At 73.7% G+C, this 20,142-nt stretch carries 16 protein-coding genes and 1 tRNA gene; 8 read left to right on the top strand and 9 right to left on the bottom strand.

Annotated elements, in window-relative coordinates:
- Positions 1-315 precede the first annotated feature (315 nt).
- From K304_RS0122690 to ddaH, 6 genes are all read right to left on the bottom strand, one after another.
- Positions 316-1,974, bottom strand: a complete 1,659-nt coding sequence (locus K304_RS0122690) for a long-chain fatty acid--CoA ligase (RefSeq protein ID WP_027765587.1) — start codon at positions 1,972-1,974, stop codon at positions 316-318.
- 120 nt (positions 1,975-2,094) lie between these two features.
- Positions 2,095-2,739 (bottom strand): SigE family RNA polymerase sigma factor, encoded by a 645-nt coding sequence (locus K304_RS30740; protein WP_078529553.1) that lies wholly within the window; start codon positions 2,737-2,739, stop codon positions 2,095-2,097.
- Between the two features lie 260 nt (positions 2,740-2,999).
- Entirely contained in the window at positions 3,000-3,821 is an 822-nt protein-coding gene (locus K304_RS0122680) for a DUF1906 domain-containing protein (RefSeq protein WP_311672696.1), read from the bottom strand.
- A gap of 315 nt (positions 3,822-4,136) precedes the next feature.
- Positions 4,137-4,358, bottom strand: a complete 222-nt coding sequence (locus K304_RS0122675; RefSeq protein ID WP_027765585.1) for a hypothetical protein — start codon at positions 4,356-4,358, stop codon at positions 4,137-4,139.
- A gap of 132 nt (positions 4,359-4,490) precedes the next feature.
- Positions 4,491-5,246: a YoaK family protein gene (locus tag K304_RS30735; RefSeq protein ID WP_051308728.1), complete on the bottom strand. Its 756-nt coding sequence runs from the start codon at positions 5,244-5,246 to the stop codon at positions 4,491-4,493.
- A gap of 125 nt (positions 5,247-5,371) precedes the next feature.
- Complete coding sequence (gene ddaH / locus K304_RS0122665) at positions 5,372-6,145, bottom strand: dimethylargininase (protein WP_027765584.1); 774 nt, start codon at positions 6,143-6,145, stop codon at positions 5,372-5,374.
- Positions 6,146-6,284: 139 nt separating this feature from the next.
- On the opposite strand from ddaH, the gene K304_RS0122660 reads away from it, so the two are divergent.
- Positions 6,285-6,821, top strand: coding sequence for a hypothetical protein (locus K304_RS0122660; RefSeq protein ID WP_027765583.1), 537 nt, complete (start codon positions 6,285-6,287; stop codon positions 6,819-6,821).
- Positions 6,822-7,884: 1,063 nt separating this feature from the next.
- On the opposite strand, the gene K304_RS0122645 is transcribed toward K304_RS0122660, so the two are convergent.
- Positions 7,885-7,971 (bottom strand) — tRNA-Ser (locus K304_RS0122645).
- A gap of 72 nt (positions 7,972-8,043) precedes the next feature.
- Positions 8,044-9,771, bottom strand: coding sequence for a trypsin-like peptidase domain-containing protein (locus K304_RS0122640; RefSeq protein ID WP_027765581.1), 1,728 nt, complete (start codon positions 9,769-9,771; stop codon positions 8,044-8,046).
- A gap of 231 nt (positions 9,772-10,002) precedes the next feature.
- Between K304_RS0122640 and K304_RS0122635 the strand changes: the two genes are divergently transcribed.
- From K304_RS0122635 to K304_RS0122625, 3 genes are all read left to right on the top strand, one after another.
- Entirely contained in the window at positions 10,003-10,842 is an 840-nt protein-coding gene (locus tag K304_RS0122635; RefSeq protein ID WP_027765580.1) for a glycerophosphodiester phosphodiesterase family protein, read from the top strand.
- A 176-nt stretch (positions 10,843-11,018) separates the two neighbouring features.
- Complete coding sequence (locus K304_RS0122630) at positions 11,019-11,603, top strand: ATP-binding protein (RefSeq protein WP_027765579.1); 585 nt, start codon at positions 11,019-11,021, stop codon at positions 11,601-11,603.
- Between the two features lie 298 nt (positions 11,604-11,901).
- On the top strand, positions 11,902-12,870 hold the full coding sequence (locus K304_RS0122625) for a DUF5926 family protein (protein ID WP_027765578.1): 969 nt from the start codon (positions 11,902-11,904) through the stop codon (positions 12,868-12,870).
- A 460-nt stretch (positions 12,871-13,330) separates the two neighbouring features.
- On the opposite strand, the gene K304_RS0122620 is transcribed toward K304_RS0122625, so the two are convergent.
- A complete protein-coding gene (locus K304_RS0122620) occupies positions 13,331-14,194 on the bottom strand; it encodes a bifunctional DNA primase/polymerase (protein WP_027765577.1) in 864 nt (287 codons plus the stop codon).
- A gap of 593 nt (positions 14,195-14,787) precedes the next feature.
- Here K304_RS0122620 and K304_RS0122615 point away from each other — a divergent pair.
- From K304_RS0122615 to K304_RS0122600, 4 genes are all read left to right on the top strand, one after another.
- Positions 14,788-16,377, top strand: coding sequence for a PP2C family protein-serine/threonine phosphatase (locus K304_RS0122615; protein WP_027765576.1), 1,590 nt, complete (start codon positions 14,788-14,790; stop codon positions 16,375-16,377).
- Between the two features lie 189 nt (positions 16,378-16,566).
- Positions 16,567-18,048, top strand: coding sequence for an aminopeptidase P family protein (locus K304_RS0122610; RefSeq protein ID WP_027765575.1), 1,482 nt, complete (start codon positions 16,567-16,569; stop codon positions 18,046-18,048).
- 333 nt (positions 18,049-18,381) lie between these two features.
- Complete coding sequence (locus K304_RS0122605; protein WP_027765574.1) at positions 18,382-18,867, top strand: cation:proton antiporter regulatory subunit; 486 nt, start codon at positions 18,382-18,384, stop codon at positions 18,865-18,867.
- A 7-nt stretch (positions 18,868-18,874) separates the two neighbouring features.
- Complete coding sequence (locus tag K304_RS0122600) at positions 18,875-20,119, top strand: cation:proton antiporter (protein WP_027765573.1); 1,245 nt, start codon at positions 18,875-18,877, stop codon at positions 20,117-20,119.
- Positions 20,120-20,142 lie beyond the last annotated feature (23 nt).

Here is a 20,142-nt window from a genome sequence, read left to right as displayed (position 1 = left end):
CCCTGCCGAGGGCGGCGCTCCGACGACCGACAGCGCCCGCACGGGTTCGGGGCACCCTCCGTCGTGTGGGCTGCGGCGCGTGCGTCGCCGCAGCCCACGTCACCGCACCTGCCGGCACCGGGCATCGGCGCACGCGGCCTCCCGGAACCGGTGCCGACGGCATCGCCGTGGCGGCGAGGGGTGGGTGCGCGCCACCCCTCGCCCTCGCCGCTGACGGCGGGCGGCCACGAGGCGGCGGGGGCACGCGGCGCGAGGACCCGGCCCGACACACCACGCCCGCCGCCGCCTCCACCGGCCCGGCGCCCGTCCGTGCGCCTACGCGCCGACCGTCGTGATCTCCAGCTCGCGCGCCGCGTACTGCGCGCGCAGCACCTTCTTGTCGAACTTCCCCACGCTCGTCTTCGGCACCTCGCCGATCTGCGTCCACCTCTCCGGCAGCTGCCACCGCGCGATCCGGTCCGCGAGGAAGGCCCGCAGCTCGTCGTACGTCACGTCGGCGCCGCCCTCCGCGAGCACCACCACGGCCAGCGGGCGTTCGCCCCACCGTTCGTCCGGCACGGCCACGACCGCCGCCTCGGCGACCGCGTCGTGCGCCATCAGGTGGTTCTCCAGCTCCACGGAGGAGATCCATTCGCCGCCCGACTTGATGACGTCCTTCGCCCGGTCGGTCAGCGTCAGGTAGCCGTCGGGCGTGATCACCCCGACGTCACCGGTGCGCAGCCACCCGTCGGGGCTGAACTTGTCCTCGGGGCGCTCGGGCTCGCCGTCCGCGCCCCCGTAGTACGCCCCGGCGATCCACGGCCCGCGCACCTCCAGCTCACCGGCCGACTCGCCGTCCCACGGCTTGAAGTCGCCGTCGGGGCCCACCAGTCGTGCCTCGACGCCGGCCGGGAAGCGGCCCTGCGAGATGCGGTACGGCCACTCCTCCTCGGGCGTCAGCCCGCCCGGCGGGTGGGCGAGACTGCCCAGCGGCGAGGTCTCCGTCATGCCCCAGGCGTGGCAGACGCGGATGCCGTACTGGTCCTCGAAGGCACGCATCATCGCGGGCGGGCAGGCCGAGCCGCCGATGGTGACGGTCCGGAGCGAGGTGATGTCACGCGCCTTCTGGGCGAGTTCCGCGAGCAGCCCCTGCCAGATCGTCGGCACCGCGGCGGCGTGCGTGGGCCGTACGGTCTCGATCATCTCCGCGAGCGGCGCGGGCTGGAGGAAGCGGTCGGGCATCAGCATGCCGACGCCGGTCATGAACACCGCGTGCGGCAGCCCCCACGCGTTCACGTGGAACATCGGCACCACCGGCAGCGTGATGTCGGCGTCCGTGAGGCCCATCGACTCCGCCAGGTTGACCTGCATCGCGTGCAGGTAGATGGAACGGTGCGAGTAGACGACGCCCTTCGGGTCCCCGGTGGTGCCCGACGTGTAGCACATCGCGGCGGCCTCACGCTCGTCCAGCTCCGGCCAGTCGTACGTGGTCGGCTTGCCGGCGAGCAGGTCCTCGTACGCGTGCACGGCCGGCCGGCAGCCGTCCAGCACGGACGTGTCGCCGGGCCCGACGACGACCACGTGCTCGACGGTCTCCAGCCGCGGCAGCAGCGGGGCGAGCAGCGGCAGCAGCGTGCCGTTGACCAGCACGACCCGGTCGGCCGCGTGCCCGACGATCCACACCAGCTGCTCGGAGGGCAGGCGCAGGTTCAGCGTGTGCAGCACGGCGCCCATGCAGGGGGCGGCGAAGTACGCCTCGACGTGCTCGGCGTTGTTCCACATGAGCGTGGCCACGCGGTCCCCGCGGCCGACGCCCAGGTCGTCCCGCAGCGCGTGCGCCAGCTGCGCGCTCCGCTCCCCGATCTCGGCGAACGACCGCCTGTGCGGCTCGCCCTCCCCGGTCCACGTGACGACTTCAGACCTTCCGTGGACGGTCGCGCCGTGGCGCAGGATGCGCGTGACGGTCAGCGGTACGTCCTGCATCGTGCTCAGCACCGGGTGCCTCCCCGAGTTACGGCCGGGTAATGGTGCTGCGATTCTGGCCGCATACCGCTCGGTATGTCGACCCCCGCCACCCCGCTTCCTGCCACCGGCCCCCACCGGGGCCGGCCTCGGTCACGCCGCGGCGCGCTCCGTGGCCGGGGACGGGATGGGGACCGCAGCCGGGGTCGGGGTCGCGGCCGGGGTCGGCGAGGGCTCGCCGTGGATGTCGGCGGCGAGCCGGGGGTCCTCACGGAGTTTGGCCAGGGCCCGGGACACCGCGCTCTTGACCGTGCCGACCGACACCCCGAGCACGCGGGCGGTCTGCGCCTCGCTCAGGTCCTCGTAGTAGCGCAGCACGACCATCGCGCGCTGCCGCGCGGGCAGCGCGCACACCGCGCGCCACATCGCGTCGCGGACGGCCTGCTGTTCGGCCGGGTCGGGGCCGGGCACGGGCTCCGGCTCGGGCAGCTCGTCGACGGCGAACGTCTCGACCCGGCGCTTGCGCCACTCGGAGGTGCGGGTGTTGACCAGGGCGCGCCGCACGTAGCCGTCCAGCGCACGGTGGTCCTCGATGCGGTCCCACGCCAGATAGGTCTTGGTCAGCGCGGTCTGGAGCAGGTCCTCCGCGTCACAGGGGTCGGAGGTCAGCGAGCGCGCGGTGCGCAGCAGCACCGGACCGCGGCTGCGCACGTACGACGTGAACGTCGGCGGCGTCACGGTCGTGGCGGCGGCGGAGCCGGGGCGCCTCGCGCTCCGGACGGTCCCAGGCGTGGTCATGGCTCCACGCTAGGAGTGGGGCGGCGCCGGGGGATCGCCCGGAAGTCCCGAAGCGCCCTCCCCCTCAGGGAGTACGCCGCACGGCCGCAGCACTCCCCGGGGTGGAGGGCGGTCCGCCGGGCGTCAGGGTTCCAACCCGCCGGGTGGTGCCGCCGTGTCCGTACGGGCTCCGCTACGGCGTCCGCCGGGCGGCCCGTCGGGGCCGCCCGGCGGGCGGAAGAACGCGGGCGCAGCAGCGCCGGAACGCGGGAACGCCGACGCTAGCCGATCACGGCGACCGGCGCGTCGACCAGGTTGCGGTCGATGTTGACCGTGCGGCCGCCGTGCGTCTCCTTCACGTTGCCGCGGTACTGGTGGATGCGGCGGTGCGGCTGCCAGTCGCCGGCGGACAGCGTGGGCTCGCGGGCGACGTCGGGGCGGTCGTTCCAGCGTGCGAACCACATCACCTCGGGCAGGTCCCGCTCGCCCGCGTCGCGTGCCTGCTGGAGGTGCGTCACACCGGATCCGGCCGAGCTGTAGAAGCCGGGCAGGTAGCCGTGCCGGCTCACCTCGCGGTTCCAGCCCTGCACGAAGGTGAGGGTGACGTCGGCGCAGCGGGCGTCCTTGCGGTCGTACGCCTCCATGTCGAGGTAGAGCGGGCTCGCGGGCAGCATGCCCAGCTCCTCGGCCTGCCGTACGGCGTCCCGGCCCTCCGCGACGCCCATGCGCCACGCACGGTCGGGGTCGATGGCGTAGCGGCGCTTGCGGTCGGAGTGCACGCACGGGGACTGCGAGCCGACGTACAGCGGGAGCAGGTTCCAGCCCATGTCCGTCACGCCGCGCACCCAGTCCGGGGTGAGGTGGTGCTGGTCCGGACAGGCACGGCCGCGGCCCCCGATGTAGACGCCGACGGCCCGGTACGGCGAGTCGGTCCAGGCCGCCATGGTGCCCAGGGACGGCGCCTGGCACGTGTCGAAACCGCGCCCGGTGAAGATCTGCGCGCCGCCGAGGCGCGGGTCCTGGTCCGCGTGCGCCGGTGTCGTCGGGCCGACGACCAGCAGGGAGGCGAACGCGGAGAAGAAGACAACGAATCGTCGCATCATGTGTTTTTTGTGCCGCATGAGGCGAGTGAACGACCGGACTACCCGGCGGGGCCCACGACATGCCGAGCACCTGCTCAGGGCACCGCATACTTCATCCGATCGCAGCAACCGCCCGCCTCCGCGCGCACGCGCCCCCGCGTCCGCCCGTACGTCCACCGCGGGCGCGCCCGCCCGCACGAAGCGAACGCGCACGAACATCCGCGCGCCCGCACCGTCCTGTGCACGACGGTGCGGGCGCGGCGGACGACTACCCCTTCACTCCCCGGAAGACCCCGGTGCGGTGGTGCGGTGCACCCGGTCTCCCGGCCTCCCGGCCTACCAGAGCTCGGAGAAGTTGATGGACACGTTGTCCTGGTCGATCCAGGTCGGCCCGAGGCCGTTCACCCCGGCGTTGTTGGCCTGGTTGCCCGAACCGACCTGCGTGTTGACGATCGTGTTCGCACCGTTGTCGGCCTGTGCCACACCGCCCATCAGGGTGACCGCGAGCGGCAGGGAGGCCGCGGCGGCGATGAGGCGGGCGGTACGGATTCGTGCCATGTCTGTTCCCTCCCAGGAACCAGGTGTCTCGGTGGACTGCGACGTCGCGCCCCGATGCTGCCCGTGCGACACCCCACGAACCCACCCGACCAGCCGATTCCCCCGCAAGAATGACGATCCGCCGATAAACCCCTACGCGCCCCGCGCACGGTCGGGGCCCGGGGCGGCTCCGGCGCCCGGGCCCCCCTCCGGCACGCGCCCAGGCCCGGGTCCCGTGCCCGGCCCGCCGAACAGGCTGACCACCACCGCCAGCACCGCCGCCACCAGCAACGGCGCCGTCACCCCGACGTGCAGCAGCAGCGTCCCCGAGGCCGCGCCCGCGAAGATGCTCAGCACCGCACACAGGTAACGCCACCGGTGCACCGTCGGCGTGGCACCCGGACCGGCCGTGCGCGCGCGGCCGAACAGCAGCGCCAGCGCAGTGGTGACGAGGATCGTCGACATCCCCGGCACGGCGACCCGCTGCGCCGTGGCCGCACGCGCCCCCATGGCCAGCGCCAGCAGCGCCACCACCGCGTAGTGCCGGCCCGACAGCTGCGCCGACTCCTCGGCCGCCAGCCCCCACGAGAGCGCCGACGCCGCGGTCAGCGCCACCGCCTCCGCGCCGATCGCACCGCGGAACCACCGGCGCCCGCGCCGCTCCATACCGCTCAGCAGCAAGTGCCCCAGGCCCAGCCCGGTCGCGAACGACGCCAGCGCCGTCGCCGTGTTGCTCACCGCCAACTGCGGTTCACCGGCCACCGCCAGGCCGAGGAACAGCACGTTCCCGGTCGCGAGCGCGCAGAAGACGCGCCCCAGCGCGATGAAACCGACCGCGTCCACCATCCCCGAGGTGAACGTCAGCACCATCAGCCCGGCGATCTCCCGCGGGGACCGCTCCACGTCCACCCCGTCCGCCTTCCCTCGACACCGACACCTGCCGGTGCAACGGCACGGACGGCCGAGCCGTCACGGTCCCGCCGGCACGGACGGGTCTCACGCGGCGGGCGGCTTCACCGGCGGCGCGGCCGGAGTCAGGGCCCGACCTCCCGCAGCCGCACCGACAGGCACGTCACGCACCCCTCCAGCTTCTCGAACTCCCCGATGTCCACCGGCACCGGCTGGTACCCCATCTCCGCGAACAGTTCCGCGCTGCGCGGCGCACCGGCCGACATCAGCAGCCGGCTGCCGCCCAGCAGCACCACGTGCGCCCCCTCCGGCTCCGGCACCCCACGGAACCGCGGGAACGCCGACGGCGCGTCCACCGCCTCCGGGTGCCCGATCACCGTGCCGTCCGGCAGCGCCGTCACCGCCGACTTCAGGTGCAGCACGCTCGTCACCGGCACCCCGAACACCTGCGCGCCCGCCGGCTCGAACGCCGCCCGCAACTGCCGCAGGCCCTCGGCATTCGTACGACCGCCCTGGCCGACGTAGACGGTGTCGCCCACCTTCAGCACGTCCCCGCCGTCCAGCGTCCCCGGCGCCTCCACCCGCCGCACCGCGTACCCCAGTTCGCGGACGACCGCCTCGCAGCCCGGCACCTCACGACGCCGTTCCTCCGCTCCCGAACGCGCGAGCAGCGCCACGTCCCGGTAGACGACCACGGCGTCCTCCACGAACACCCCGTCCGGCGCCTCCTCCTCCGGCGGCACCTCGACCGTCTCCCAGCCGTTCTCCCGCAGCGCCGCGACGTACCCCTCCCACTGGCGCACCGCCCGTTCCGCATCCACGGGCGTGCGCTCGAGATGCGTGACGATCCCTTCCGCCACACGTCCGCTCGGCCGCCGTACCAACGCCTTCCCCTGCACCGCACTCGCCTCCGTTCGTCACCCCTGCACGCACCTGCCCGGCGGCCGTTTGACCGCCTTCCGGCCAGGGCAGATTGAGTACCCCGGCGGTCCCGCCCGACTCCCCCCATGCCGGATTCCCGACGACGAGGGGGAGTCCATGACCTTAGGCGCCGCCGTCCTGTCGGTTCTGCTCAGCCTGCTGAGCAGTGCCCTCTGGGCGCTCATCGTCTCCGGCGTGAAACGCCTGCGGAACCGCGAGACGACCCCGGCACCCCCACGCGACCCCGTCCCCTTCGCCCCGATCCCCGGAACGCACCCGGGCCTGCGCCGACGGCCCTCCCCCGGCGGGCGCTCCGGCGACGTCGTCCTCTTCCTGTGGCTGACAGGGCTGTGCGTCACCGTCCTCGTGCCGTTCCTCCTGGGCGGCACACTCCTCGCCCTCCTCGACGGCACCGGGGCCGCCCCCGGCTTCATCACCGAGCGCATGCGCGCCGAGGGCGGTCTCGGCTACGTCCAGTACTGGCTGGGCGTCGCCGTCCTCCAGACCCTCGCCGTCGCCCTGCTCTGGCTCCGCCCCTGGCGCGGCCGCACCTTCGGCGTCGCGGCCGGCCTCCCGCTCCTCCTCTGCGTGCTCCTCATGTCCTGGCCCGCCTCCCGCGGCTACGACCTCTTCGACCTCACCCTCTACACCTGACGTCCCCTCGCGACGGCGCAGCGCGGCCACCGCGCGCCCAGGTCGAAGCACAACACGACGCGCGACTTCCGGCGGTCGTCCATAGTCCTTTCGTAGGCACGCGCTTGCGACTTCCTGCGGCGTTCACCGGCACGGCCCCGGGGTACCACACCGCACAGGTGCCGAACCGAACTCCGTTTCCGCGCCGGACCTGAGAAGACCGACCCCACGGCCAGGCACTCACCGCCCGGCCGTCGCCCTCCGAGGAGCCGACTGATGGACATCATCATCCCGATCGTCGTCGCCATGATCATCGCTATCGCCATCACGTCGTCCAGGCGGCGCCGTCGCAAGTGACGCCCCCTGACGGGCCGGGCGGCCACTCCACCTCGTGACCCGCGCGTCCGGCCCGGTGACGTGCCGGACCGAGTACCCGCGCTCACGCGCCACCGCGCCGCCGCGCCGCCGGACCTACGCTGCGGCGACACACGACGAACGGGGTGGGGCATGCGACGTCCGTTCACGGAGCGCCTCCGGAGCCGGCACGCTGCTCGCCCTGATCGCGAAGGCCCGCGTCCTCCTCACCGGCCGCCACCGGCGGTGGGCGGGGAGGGCCGCCGACCGCGTGCACCCGGCGCTGCTCCACCCCTTCGAGGCCACCACGGCCTTCCCCGCGTCCCTCGGCTCGAGAGTCCGGTTCGCCGTCGAGGACGACCCCGACGCGGAGGTGATCCTCGGCTTCGAGCCCCGGGTGATGAAACGCGACCCCGCCTGCTTCGCACGGGAGTTGACGCGGGCCCTCAACTCGGCGCGCGAGCCCTCGCCGACGACTGCGCCATCTGGGATGCCGCCGGGAAGAAGACACCGGCGCCAGGGGAGGGGATGGACGCCGCTGGCCGACGTCCCGTACCCCCTGCGACATGCATGCATCCATCTCTCGGCGCCCATCCTGGCCCGTAGCTGGCCCACAAGCACTGGTCGCAGGCGGGACACCGGCAGCCCAAGGTGAGGCAGGCATGCAGGTCAGCAGGGGTGCCACCGGGCCGGTGGCACCCCTGCTGACCTGCATTGTTGACTACGTGGGCGGAGGCGGTGGGATTTGAACCCACGGTGACATCGCTGCCACGACGGTTTTCAAGACCGTTCCCTTAGGCCGCTCGGGCACACCTCCCGGTGCCGACGCCGGGGCGTCGGCACCGGGACAGCGTAGCCGTTCGGGCCGGGGCGCGGGTGGGCGGGACGATCAGCTGTCGCCCTTGCGGGACCCGAGCGTGATGTCCGTGGTCTGCCGTTCGCCGTCGCGGACGTAGGTGATCTCGACGGTCTCGCCCGGCTCGTGCGCCCAGATGGTCGCGATGAGGGTCGGGCTGCTGTCGATCCGGGTGTCGTCGAACTTGGTGATCACGTCTCCCGGTTCGATGCCGGCCTTGTCGGCGGGGCCGTCGGGGGTGACGGGTTCGCCGTCGCTGACGCGTTCGGCGATGACGGCGCCCTGGCCCTGCTGGCCGGTGGCGACGCGGACGCCGATGACCGGGTAGACGGGGACGCCGGTCTCGATCAGCTGGGTGGCGACGCGTTCGGCCTGGTCGATCGGGATGGCGAAGCCGAGGCCGATGCTGCCGGCCGAGCCGCTGCCCAGGCCGCCGCCACCGCCGGACTGGATCGCGGAGTTGACGCCGATCACGGCGCCGTTGCCGTCGAGCAGCGGGCCGCCGGAATTGCCGGGGTTGATGGAGGCGTCGGTCTGGAGGGCGTTCATGTAGGACGCTTCGCTGCCCTGGCCGTCGCTGGAGGCGACGGGGCGGTTCTTGGCGCTGACGATGCCGGTGGTGACGGTTCCGGAGAGGCCGTACGGGGCACCGATGGCGAGGGTGGTGTCACCGACCTTGATCTTCTCGGAGTTGCCGAGCGGCAGCGGGTTGAGCTCGCGGTCGCCCGCGTCCTCGAGTTTGATCACCGCGATGTCGTAGCCCTCCGCACGGCCGACGATCTCGGCGTCGTACTGCTTGCCGTCGGAGAAGGTGGCGGTGAGGCGTCCGCCGTCGGCGGCGCTGGCGACGACGTGGTTGTTGGTGAGGATGTGGCCCTGTTCGTCGAAGACGAAGCCGGTTCCGGTGCCGCTCTCGCCGCCGCCGGAGGTCTCGATGGTGACGACGCTGGGCAGCGTCTTCTGGGCGATGCCCGCGACGGAGTCGGGGTCGCGGCTCTCCGAGCCGGCTTCGGCGGAGATGGTGGTGGAGGACGGGGAGCTGTCGCTGCTCTCCGCCGCCCAGAAGCCGATGCCGCCGCCGATGCCGCCCGCGACGAGAGCGGCTGCCAGCACGGCGGCGATCACCAGGCCGGGGCCGCGTCGCTTGCCGCCGTGCGGCGGCGGGGCCGGGGGTGCTCCCCACGGGCCCTGCGGGCCGCCGGGCCCGCCGTGGGCTCCGTGAGCGCCGGGACCGGAACCTGCCGCGCCCGCCGGTCCGGGCGGACCGGGCGGGGTGCTGCCGCCGTAGCCACCGCCCGGCGGGGGCGGCGGAGGCGGGGTGCCGTGGCCGGCCGCGGCGTGTGCGGCGGGTGCACCGGCGCCCGGCGCGGCCGGAGGAGCCGCGTGGGGCGGGACGGGCGGGAGCTGCGTGGTGTCGGCGTCGCGCGCCGGGGCCCCCTTGGACAGCGGGTCGGCCGGGGTGCCGCCGGGGGCGGGAGCGGCCGTCGACGCCGGCGGAGGGGCGTCGGGGTCGATGCGCGGCAGGCGCGTGGTGTGCTCGGCGGGTGCGCCGGTTCCGGCGGGGGGCGCCTCCGGGGTGTCGGGGCGGGCCAGCGCGAAGTCCTCGTCCTCGCCGGGAGCGGGGCCCGGGGCGGCGGAAGCACCCGAGGCGGCCGAGGGCTCCGGCGCCGGGGTACCGGCCGGGGTGCCGGGCGCGGCCGCGTCCTGCGTGGGTGGCCCCTCCGCCGGCGTGGCGGCGGCGCCCTCGTTCTCGGTGCTCACAGCTCTCTCCTCAGGTACACGACATCGCCGAGTCGGACGTTCCTGCTCATCGGGTTTCCCCGAAAGCCTCCCCCATGAGCCGTAGGCGGGGCGTAAATCGCGGCGTGTGGCTCGGTCCGCAACACTTACAGCGGGCATTTCCGGCCCCTCGGGCGGCGACGCCGCCCGACGGCGCGCGGTCGGTGGCACGATATCCCGGTGAGGCATGAGATCCGCCGGGCGGTGCGGCCCCTGGCCGCACGTACGGCCGACCGTATCGCCGTCGTGGCCCACCGCGGCTCCTCCGAGGACGCGCCGGAGCACACTCTGGCGGCGTACCGGAAGGCCATCGAGGACGGCGCCGACGCGCTGGAGTGCGACGTGCGGCTCACCGCGGACGGCCACCTGGTGTGCGTGCACGACCGGCGCATCAACCGGACGTCCAACGGCCGGGGCGCGGTCTCCCGTCTCGAACTGGCCGATCTGGCCGAACTCGACTTCGGCTCCTGGAAGCTGCGGCACGGCGGTGCGCGGGCGGGGGAGGAGCCGGGCACCGACCCGTACGAGTCCCCGGACACCGACAGCGGGCCGGACGCGCGCGCCGAGCGCACCGCGGTGCTGACGCTGGAGCGCCTGCTGCAACTGGTCGCGGACGCCGGCCGTCCGGTGGGGCTCGCGGTCGAGACCAAGCACCCCACGCGCTGGGCGGGCCAGGTCGAGGAACGCCTGCTCGATCTTCTCGACCGGTACCGGCTCGACTCGCCGGTGCGGGTGATGAGTTTCTCCGCGCGCTCGCTGCACCGCGTGCGGCTGGCCGCGCCGGAACTGCCCACCGTCTACCTGATGCAGCTCCTGCTGCCGCGGCTCCGCGACGGGCGGCTGCCGGCGGGGGTGCGGATCGCCGGGCCGAGCGTGCGCATCCTGCGCGCGCACCCCGAGTACGTGGAACGGGCCCACCTCGCGGGCAACGAGGTACACGTGTGGACGGTGGACGAGCCCGCGGACGTCGCCCTGTGCGCACGCCTCGGAGTGGACGCGATCATCACCAACCGCCCGCAGCAGGTACGGGAGCAGCTCGCCGCGCTCCGGTGACCCGCCCCCGGGCAACTGCCGGGCGCGCGCAGCGGGTTGCGTACGGCGGGGCGTGCACCGGCGCACTGAGGATGTAGTGGATCACCACGAAAACGTCAAGAGAGGAAGAACGTCCGGTTTCCTGCCGCCCGGCCTTGGGCATCCATCCCTCTGGCATGGCAAAGGAGGTCTCGGGGGTGGCGTTGGTGGTGGCACAGGAGGTGCCTACTTCGTCGTCGACCATGGCCGTGCCTCATGGTCCGGCCGGTGTGGGCACGGCACGGCGCCAGATGCGCGCCGAACTGCGTGCGTACGGGGCACCGGAAGGTCTGGTCGACGACGCCGTTCTGATCCTTTCCGAACTTCTCAGCAACGCGTGCAGACACGCCCGTCCGCTGCGCGCGGGGAGGGCCGAGGAGACCGAGGAGTACGTGCGCGCGGCGTGGAGCTGCGCGCCCGGCGGTGAGCTGACCATAGCGGTCACGGACGGGGGCGGGCCGACACGGCCGATGCCGTCGAAGCCGTCGGTCACGGCACGCGGCGGGCGAGGGCTGGCGATCATCACTTCCCTCGCGCGGGACTGGGGGGTCGACGAGCACCTGAACGTCGCCGCCAGACGGGCTCCCCGTACGGACGGCGTGCTGGGCGCGCGGCCTGCGGGGGTCACGGTGTGGGCGGTGCTCTCGGCCGGGGGCGAGGGGTTCGGCGGGGCCCTGGCAGGGCTGGATCTCACGGACCTGGACGAGGAACTCGGAGAGCTGGGCGGCCTCGGCACGGCGTGAGGCGGACCCGGCACGGCGAACCCGGCGCGGGAGACGGCTCAACGCCGGCCGGCCGCGCGCCGGGAGGACCGGCACGGACCCGGCGCCCGCTGCCGGGTGCGGTTTCGGCCCGGTCCGGCCGCGCGACGTGACGGCCGTCCCTCCCACGGGTGACACGCGCCTTCCCCCGGGAGGGACGCCCTCGCCCCCGAGGGCCGAAACCCGGGGCGCACGCCGTCCGGCGGTACGGCTGGGGCGCGGCGGGGGCTAGGCTCGCGGCGGAAGAGTGACCGTCCGCAGACCGGGAGTACCGCACGCCATGGCCAAGAAGCGCCGCCCCCAGACGAAAGCCGGCACACCGCAGCGCGTGAACGGGGAGATCCCCGTCGTCGGTGCGCGCGAGCCGTGCCCGTGCGGCTCCGGCCGCCGGTACAAGGCGTGCCACGGCCGCGCCGCCGCGCAGGCCGCGACGGAACTGGTCCAGCGTCCGTTCGAAGGGCTGCCCGGCGAGGCGGACTGGGTCGCGCTGCGCGAACTGGTGCCGGCCGCGACGGTGGAGCTGACCCTCAAGGACGGGCTGCCGGAGGGCGTCCCGGCCGTGCGGCTGGCGACCGTGCTGCCGATGGCCTGGCCCGCGCTGCGGCGGGACGACGGCGAGGTGCTGCTCGGCCTGCAGAACGACACCGCCTCCGGCGACCTCAGCCGCGACCTGGCGGACGTGCTGACGCGGGCGCTGGAGGCGGACCCGGGTACGCCGGTGAGTGCGGCGCGGGGGGCGACCGACGGGCCGCGTCTCCAGGACCTCCTCGACGACGAGGCGCCGTTCGTGCCGCAGGTGCACATGGGCTTCGAGTTCTGGATCGACGACGCGGAGAAGGCGACGGGCGAGGTCGCGGCCTCCCTGGAGCGTGCCAACGCCGCGGCCATTCCCACCGCGCGGCTCTCGGGGGTCGAGGGCGCGTACTGGTGCGAGACGCCGGACAAGAACCACCTGCGCTGGGTGATGGCGCACCCGGAGGAGGAGCTGCTCGACGCGCTGGCGCGTCTGCACGCGGCCGGTACGTCCTCGCTGGGTGCGGACACCCGCCTGGTCGGCTCGTTCCGGGCGCACGGGCTGACCGTGCCGGTGTGGGACCTGCCGAGCGCGATGACGGCGGAGGACTGCGAGAAGCCGGCGGAGGAGTTCGCGGAGCGACTGGCCGTGGCGCTCAAGGCGGCGGAGCCGCTGACCGCGCAGGAGCGCAAGGCGCGGAGCGGTCTCACCAACCGCCAGGTCACCCTGAGCTGAGAGCGCCGCACGGCTGGTCGGCCCCGCTCTCCCTGCTCAGGACGCCGCCAAGCGGAATCCGCCCGCCCGCTCGTGGCGGTTCCGTGGCGGCCGCGTGCGGGTTTCGTACGAACCCGGTGGGTGTGCGGCGACCTTCCGTCGCGCCCACCGGCCGTGTACCAGCGAGTAGTTCGCCGTGCGGAGCCGGGGGAGGCGAGTTTGCGTATGGCCGATCTCTTGTTACCGTTCTAAGTGCCCGGTCGCTGGTGCATCCCCCGTCGCCAGCGACCGGGCTCTTTGATGTCCGCGTCACGTAAGCGCTTCCGCGCCGGACGCCCGGCACCCGTACACCGCGACGCCCGGCATCCGTACAGCGCACGGCCGTCCTCCGGTCCGACGCCGCCGGACGTGCCGCCCCCGCACGCCGAGCGCCGGCGGCGGCCCGCGGCCCCCGCCGGTACGCGGCACACGGGCCCGATCCTCAGTACGCCAGTCGGCTGCCGGTGTCCGGCGTCTCGGTGCTCGCCTCGACGAGCGTCTCGACCAGGGTCTCCATCCGCGGCAGCCACGGGGCGGTGCCGTCCGGCTTCCCGCCAGGCGTGCCCGGCTCCGTACCGGGTCGCGCACCGGGCTCCGCGAGGGCTGCCACGGGTTCGGCCTCGGGCGGTCGCACCCAGTGGACGCCGCCGGTGGCCGCCGGTGTCGGCGGCAGCGCCGCATAGCCGCCGTCGCCGTGGAAGCGCAGCGAACTGGGCACCCGGTCCTGGGCGTAGAGGAGTTCGCCGAGTTCTGCGAGGTCGTACGGGCGGACCAGCAGCGCGTACCGGGTGGGCATGGCGATCACCGGTCCGACGCGGACGCCGAGCCGGTCGAACTCCGCGAGCGCGACGCGGGCGGCCGCCGCGGGCAGGCTCAGGGCACACGGGGCACGCCCCGCGCGGGTGGCCGCGCCGGTGGCGAGCAGCAGTGAGGCGTCGGGGCGACGCGTCCACCACCAGTCGACCATCCGGGCGTCGGTGGTCGCGGCCAGCAGCACGGGGTCGAGGGGATGCGCCCCGGGCACCACGCACTCCGGGTCGCCGCAGGAGCAGCCCGCCGTGAGGTCGGCCGTGACGTCGGTGGCGACGTCGGTCGTGAGGTCGGTCGTGAGGTCGGTGGGAGTGGTTTCCGGGGAGCCGGGCGTGGGGGAGCCGGGCGCGAGCGAGGGGGCCGTCGGCCCGTGTCCGCCGTTCAGGCGGATCGACGCGCCGGGGAGCACAGGCCAGTGCCAGCGGGTGGCACAGGTGAGCGCTGCGTTCCGCAGCGATGACCGGGTCATGCGTCGCCTTCCGAGGATCTCGCGCATGAGCGCTCGTTCCTTTCCGTTAACGCCGGATCTTCTCGGTACTTCGGATCGTCGAACCCATCGTTGGCGCGTGGTTCTGGCATCGCTTCACACCCGCATGCGTACGACGGGCGAAAGCGCTGCTTCGGGCGATCACGGGATCATGTCGCCGGACAAGCGTGGTACCTGGCGGGGGGTGGCGCGCACGGGGCGCTCTCCACATCGTGGCTGCCCGCCGCTTCGATGGGGCACGGCCGTCGCGGACTGGGACGCGCGGGCTTCCTCTTGAGTTCCGTACCCGCAACGGACGGGGTGACTCTCCACCCGGGCCGCTCCGCCGCCTCTTTCGGGCCGCGGCGGGAGCCGGGTTGTACTGCTCCGCCCAGTCGACCGTAAAACCTCCGAGCGGGGGTGGTTTTTCAGCCAATCTGAAACGATCTCGGCCTGCCCCCTGTGAGCGAGGGCGTCACAGGGACACCATCGAACCCCTGGGGACAATGCTGGACATCGTCACATCGGTGCGTGTACATCTGGATGCATTCATAGCGGAGCACCATGACATGGGGGTTTGCGATGCTATCGAGAAGAGTGAACTCGGCTGAAAGCCACCACCCATGAGCACCCCACATCTCCCGAAAGTGGCCGGTTTCAGCTCTACACTTTCGCCTCCCTCGCAAACTTCCCCGGTCGACCGCCTCGCCGCGGTCCAGGACCGCCTGGCCGGCTGGATCTCCGACCTCACCACTCTTCACGACCTCACCGAACGCCTCGCCCGCACCGACGAACTCGACGCCGCGCTGCGCGAGACCCTGGCCGCCGGTGCCACGCTGGTGGGCGCCCGCCGCGGCCTGGTCACGCTGGCCCCCGCCGACGGCCTGGGCACCGAGCACACCGTCGGGCTCGGCCTGGCGGCGGCCGATCTCGGCCAGATCGAGACGGTGCCGCGCGCGTCGGCCTCCCGCACCCGGCTGCTCGACGGCCTGGAGGACGGTCTCCCCGGCGGCCTGCGGACCGGACTCGCGAACGACATCCCCCACGGCAGCACCCACAGCAGCCCGAACGACCTGCCGACCGGCCTCGCCGTCGAGGGCCGGCCCGGTACCCGTACCACCGCGGACCTGGGCGGCCACGGGCCGGACACCCCCACCGGCCACGACACCCCCACCGCTCCCGGGGCACCCGCCACCGGCGAGGCCGGCGCTGCGGACGACGTCGAGCCGGAGCCGCAGGCCGACCTCGGCATCGTGCACCCCGACATCCCCGGCGACGAGACCCTCGACCCACGGCACCGCGAGGTCGCGGCCCGCCTCGGCTTCGGCGCCAGCTACGCGCTCCCCCTGAACACGCACGACGGCACCCGGCTGGGCGTGGCCGTCTGGCTGTACGACGAGCCGGCCGAGCCCACCCGCCGCCAGCGCCACCTGCTGGAGCTCTACGCGCGCTGCGCCACCGAGCACCTGGCCCGCAGGCTGGAGCTGGCCCGTGCCCGGGAGGAGGTCGCGACCGTCCGCGAGGAGCTGCTGCCCAGCCGGCTCCCCCGGGTGCCCGGCGTACGGATGGCGGTGCGGCACCGGACCGGGCCGCGCGGCGGCGGCGACTGGTACGACGCGTTGCCGCTGCCCGAGGGAGCCCTCGGCCTCGCCGTCGGCGGCGTCACGGGCGCCGGACCGGGTGCGATGGCGGCGATGGGACGGCTGCGCGCCTCGCTGCGCGCGTACGCGGTGATGGAGGGCGAGGACCCGGTCGCCGTCCTCTCCGACCTGGAGCTGCTGCTCCGCCTCACCGAGCCGGCACGTACGGCCACCGCGCTGTTCGCCTACGCCGAGCCCGCCGCGCGCAGAATCGTTCTCGCAGGTGCCGGGCACTGCCCGCCGCTGATCGTCGGCCCGGACCGCACGGAGTGGGTGGAGACCTCCCTCTCCGCCCCGCTCGGCATGCTGGCCTGCTGGGAGGCGCCGAGCGTGGAGCTGACGGTTCGCGGCGGGGAGACGCTGCTGCTCTACAGCGACGGCCTGCTGCGGCGGACCGGCGAGTCCACCGACCGGGCGTACGCGCGGCTGCACGCGGTGGTGTCCGCGGCGCCGGCCGGCGTCCGCGACGACCCCGAGCTGCTCGCCGACCACGTGCTGCACACGATGCTGCCCGACGGCCGGGACCGTCTGGACGATCCGGAGGACGTCGTCCTGCTCGTGGCACGCTTCTGACCTGGGCGGACATTCCACCGGCCGTCCCGTCCCCGCGGCGCCGGGCCGCTGCCGCCCGCCCGCCGCCCGCCCGCCGCGTGCCCCCGCCGGCCCCGCTGACAGAAACGTCACAGGCTTTTGCCCCTGTACGGCGCGGGCGGCCGCCATACGATGGAGGACGGTCCGGACACCCGCACGAGGAGGAGCGACGTGGCAGCCGCCGAGGAGCACACGGCCGACGAGCACACCACCGACGAGCAGACGGCCGAGGAGCAGCCGGTCAAGCAGCGGAAGAACGGCCTGTACCCGGGCGTCTCCGACGAGCTCGCCGAGAACATGCGCACCGGCTGGGCCGACACCGAGCGCACCGACCTCTCCCCGGTCCCGCAGGCAGGGCGGACCGCCGCCCGCCGCGCCGCGCTGTCGGAGCGTTTCCCCGGCGAGCGGCTGGTGGTCCCCGCGGGCAACCTCAAGGTCCGCTCCAACGACACCGACTACCCCTTCCGCGCCTCCGTCGAGTACGCCTGGCTGACCGGCAACCAGACCGAGGACGGCGTGCTGGTCATGGAGCCGAAGGCGTCCGGCGGCCACGACGCCGCGCTCTACCTGCTCCCCCGCTCCGACCGGGACAACGGCGAGTTCTGGCTCGGCGGCCAGGGCGAGCTGTGGGTCGGCCGGCGCAACAGCCTCACCGAGAGCGAGCGGCTGTACGGCCTGCCCTGCAAGGACGTCCGCAAGGTCGCCGAGGAACTGCGCGAAGCCACCGGCCCGGTCCGCGTGGTGCGCGGACACGACGCGGCCGTCGAGGCGGCGCTCACCGACAAGGTGACCAGGGAGCGCGACGACGAGCTGCGCACCTATCTGTCCGAGGCCCGCCTGGTCAAGGACGACTTCGAGGTCGGCGAGCTGCAGAAGGCGGTGGACTCCACGGTCCGCGGCTTCGAGGACGTGGTGAAGGTCCTGGACCGCGCCGAGGCGACCTCCGAGCGCTACATCGAGGGCACGTTCTTCCTCCGCGCCCGCGTCGAGGGCAACGACGTCGGCTACGGCTCGATCTGCGCCTCCGGCCCGCACGCGACCACCCTGCACTGGGTGCGCAACGACGGCCCCGTCCGCTCCGGGGACCTGCTGCTGCTGGACGCCGGCGTGGAGACGCACACCTACTACACCGCCGACGTGACCCGCACGCTGCCGGTCGACGGCCGTTTCAGCGACCTCCAGCGGAAGATCTACGACGCGGTGTACGAGGCCCAGGAGGCCGGTATCGCCGCGGTGAAGCCGGGTGCGAAGTACCTCGACTTCCACGAGGCCGCACAGCGCGTGCTGGCGACCCGCCTCGTCGAGTGGGGCCTGCTGGAGGGCCCGGTCGGCAAGGTGCTGGAGCTCGGGCTCCAGCGCCGCTGGACGCTGCACGGCACGGGTCACATGCTGGGCATGGACGTCCACGACTGCGCAGCCGCCCGTCGCGAGGCGTACGCGGAGGGCACGCTGGAGCCGGGCATGTGCCTGACCGTCGAGCCGGGCCTGTACTTCCAGCCGGACGACCTGACGGTGCCGGAGGAGTACCGCGGCATCGGGGTCCGCATCGAGGACGACCTCCTGGTGACCGAGGACGGCAACCGGAACCTGTCGGCCGGGCTGCCGCGCACCAGCGGCGACGTCGAGGAGTGGATGGCCCGCCTGAAGAGCTGACCCCGCCTCGGGAGCAGATGCGGCAGCCGCCCGTCCCACCGGCCCGGTGGGACGGGCGGCTGTTCCGCTTTCTGCGTGCCTCCTACAGCCAACTTCGGCCCGCCCGGACGGACTTTCGCCCCACCGCATCCGTAAAAGATGCCTTATGGGAACAATGCCGTCGGGTAATGTGTTGGTCAAAAGTCACCCTCAGGCGGCCCGTGAAGGGGAACGCACCACCGCCTCGTGTCCCGACCCGGGCGGCGTCATACTCGTCCACCGCGGCCACCGGTCCGTACCGCACGGGCGCCGGTGCCGCGCCACGACCGGCACACCGTCACCTGGAGCCCGCCCATGGAGCCCACCGCCCACTCCCGCAAGACCGTTCTCCCCGGGGTCGGCGCCCGGTACGACCTGAACACCGACGCCGGACACCACCTGTCCGTCGTCGCCCATCAGGACGGCCGCCGCATCCTGGCCTTCCACGACCCGGAGGACGACGACGCCTGCAAGGACGCGGCGCCGCTCGAACCCAACGAGGCCACCGCGCTCGCCCAGCTGCTCGTCCCCGACCCCGTCGCCCACATCCACCAGCATCTCGAGCTCGACCTGGTCACCGAACACATCGAGGTGACCAACCGGTCGCCGTACAGCGGCCGCACGCTCGGGGACACCCAGGTCCGCTCCCGGACCGGCGCGTCCATCGTCGCCGTGCTGCGCCGGACCGCCGCAGAGCCCTCGCCCACCCCCGACTTCCGTTTCGCCGCCGGCGACGTCCTCGTCGTCGTCGGCACCCGCGAAGGCGTCGACGCCGTCGCCGAACTGATCGCCGGAGGATGACCCGCCCGTGCACGACACCACCGCCATGCTCATCGAACTGGGCGCCATCATCCTCGGCCTGGGCATCCTCGGCCGGCTCGCGGGTCGCATCGGCTTCTCGCCGATCCCGCTCTACCTGCTGGCCGGCCTGGCCTTCGGCCACGGCGGTGTACTGCCCCTCGGCGCCAGCGAGGAGTTCGTCGCGACCGGCGCCGAGATCGGCGTCATCCTGCTCCTGCTCCTGCTCGGGCTGGAGTACACGGCCAGCGAGCTGGTCACCAACCTGCGCACGCAGTATCCGTCCGGCGTCGTCGACTTCGTGCTCAACGCGCTGCCCGGAGCCGCGGCCGCGCTGATTCTCGGCTGGGGCCCGGTGGCCGCCGTCGCCCTGGCCGGCGTCACCTGGATCTCCTCCTCCGGCGTGATCGCCAAGGTGCTCGGCGACCTCGGACGTCTCGGCAACCGCGAGACCCCGGTCGTCCTCGGCGTGCTCGTCATCGAGGACCTGGCCATGGCGGTCTACCTGCCGATCCTGACCGCCCTGCTGGCCGGTGTCAGTCTGGCCGGCGGCAGCATCACCCTGCTCATCTCGCTGGGCACCGTCGGCGCGGTCCTCTACCTGGCGCTGCGGCACGGCCGCCACATCAGCAAGGCCGTCTCCTCCGACAACCCGGAGATGCTGCTCCTCGTCGTGCTCGGGCTGACGCTCCTGGTCGCGGGCGTCGCGCAGGAGCTCCAGGTCTCGGCCGCGGTCGGTGCCTTCCTCGTCGGCATCGCGCTGTCCGGCGAGGTGGCGGAGGGCGCGCACAACCTCCTCACCCCGCTGCGCGACCTGTTCGCCGCCGTCTTCTTCGTCTTCTTCGGCCTCCACACCGACCCGTCCAAGATCCCGGGCGTGCTGCTGCCCGCGCTGGTCCTGGCCGTGGTGACCGCCTGCACCAAGATCGCCACCGGCTGGTACGCCGCCCGGCGCGCGAACATCAAGACGGCCGGTCGCTGGCGTGCGGGCGGCACCCTGGTGGCCCGCGGCGAGTTCTCCATCGTCATCGCCGGACTGGCGGTGAGCGTGGAGCCGCGGATCGGTCCGCTGGCCACGGCGTACGTGCTGCTGCTGGTCGTCATCGGCCCGCTCGCCGCACGCTGGACGGAGCCGCTGGCCCGCCGTCTGACCGGCGGCGGGAAGCCCGGCAGCGGGAAGCCCGGCCCCACCGAGCCCGCCGGCGCCGCTCCGGTGAAGACCGAGCCGGCGGACGCGACGGCCACGCAGGGCTGACGGTGCGGCGCGGGCGCGGGGTG

The organism is Streptomyces sp. CNS606 (assembly GCF_000426325.1).
This window is presented reverse-complemented; position numbering and strand designations above follow the sequence as displayed.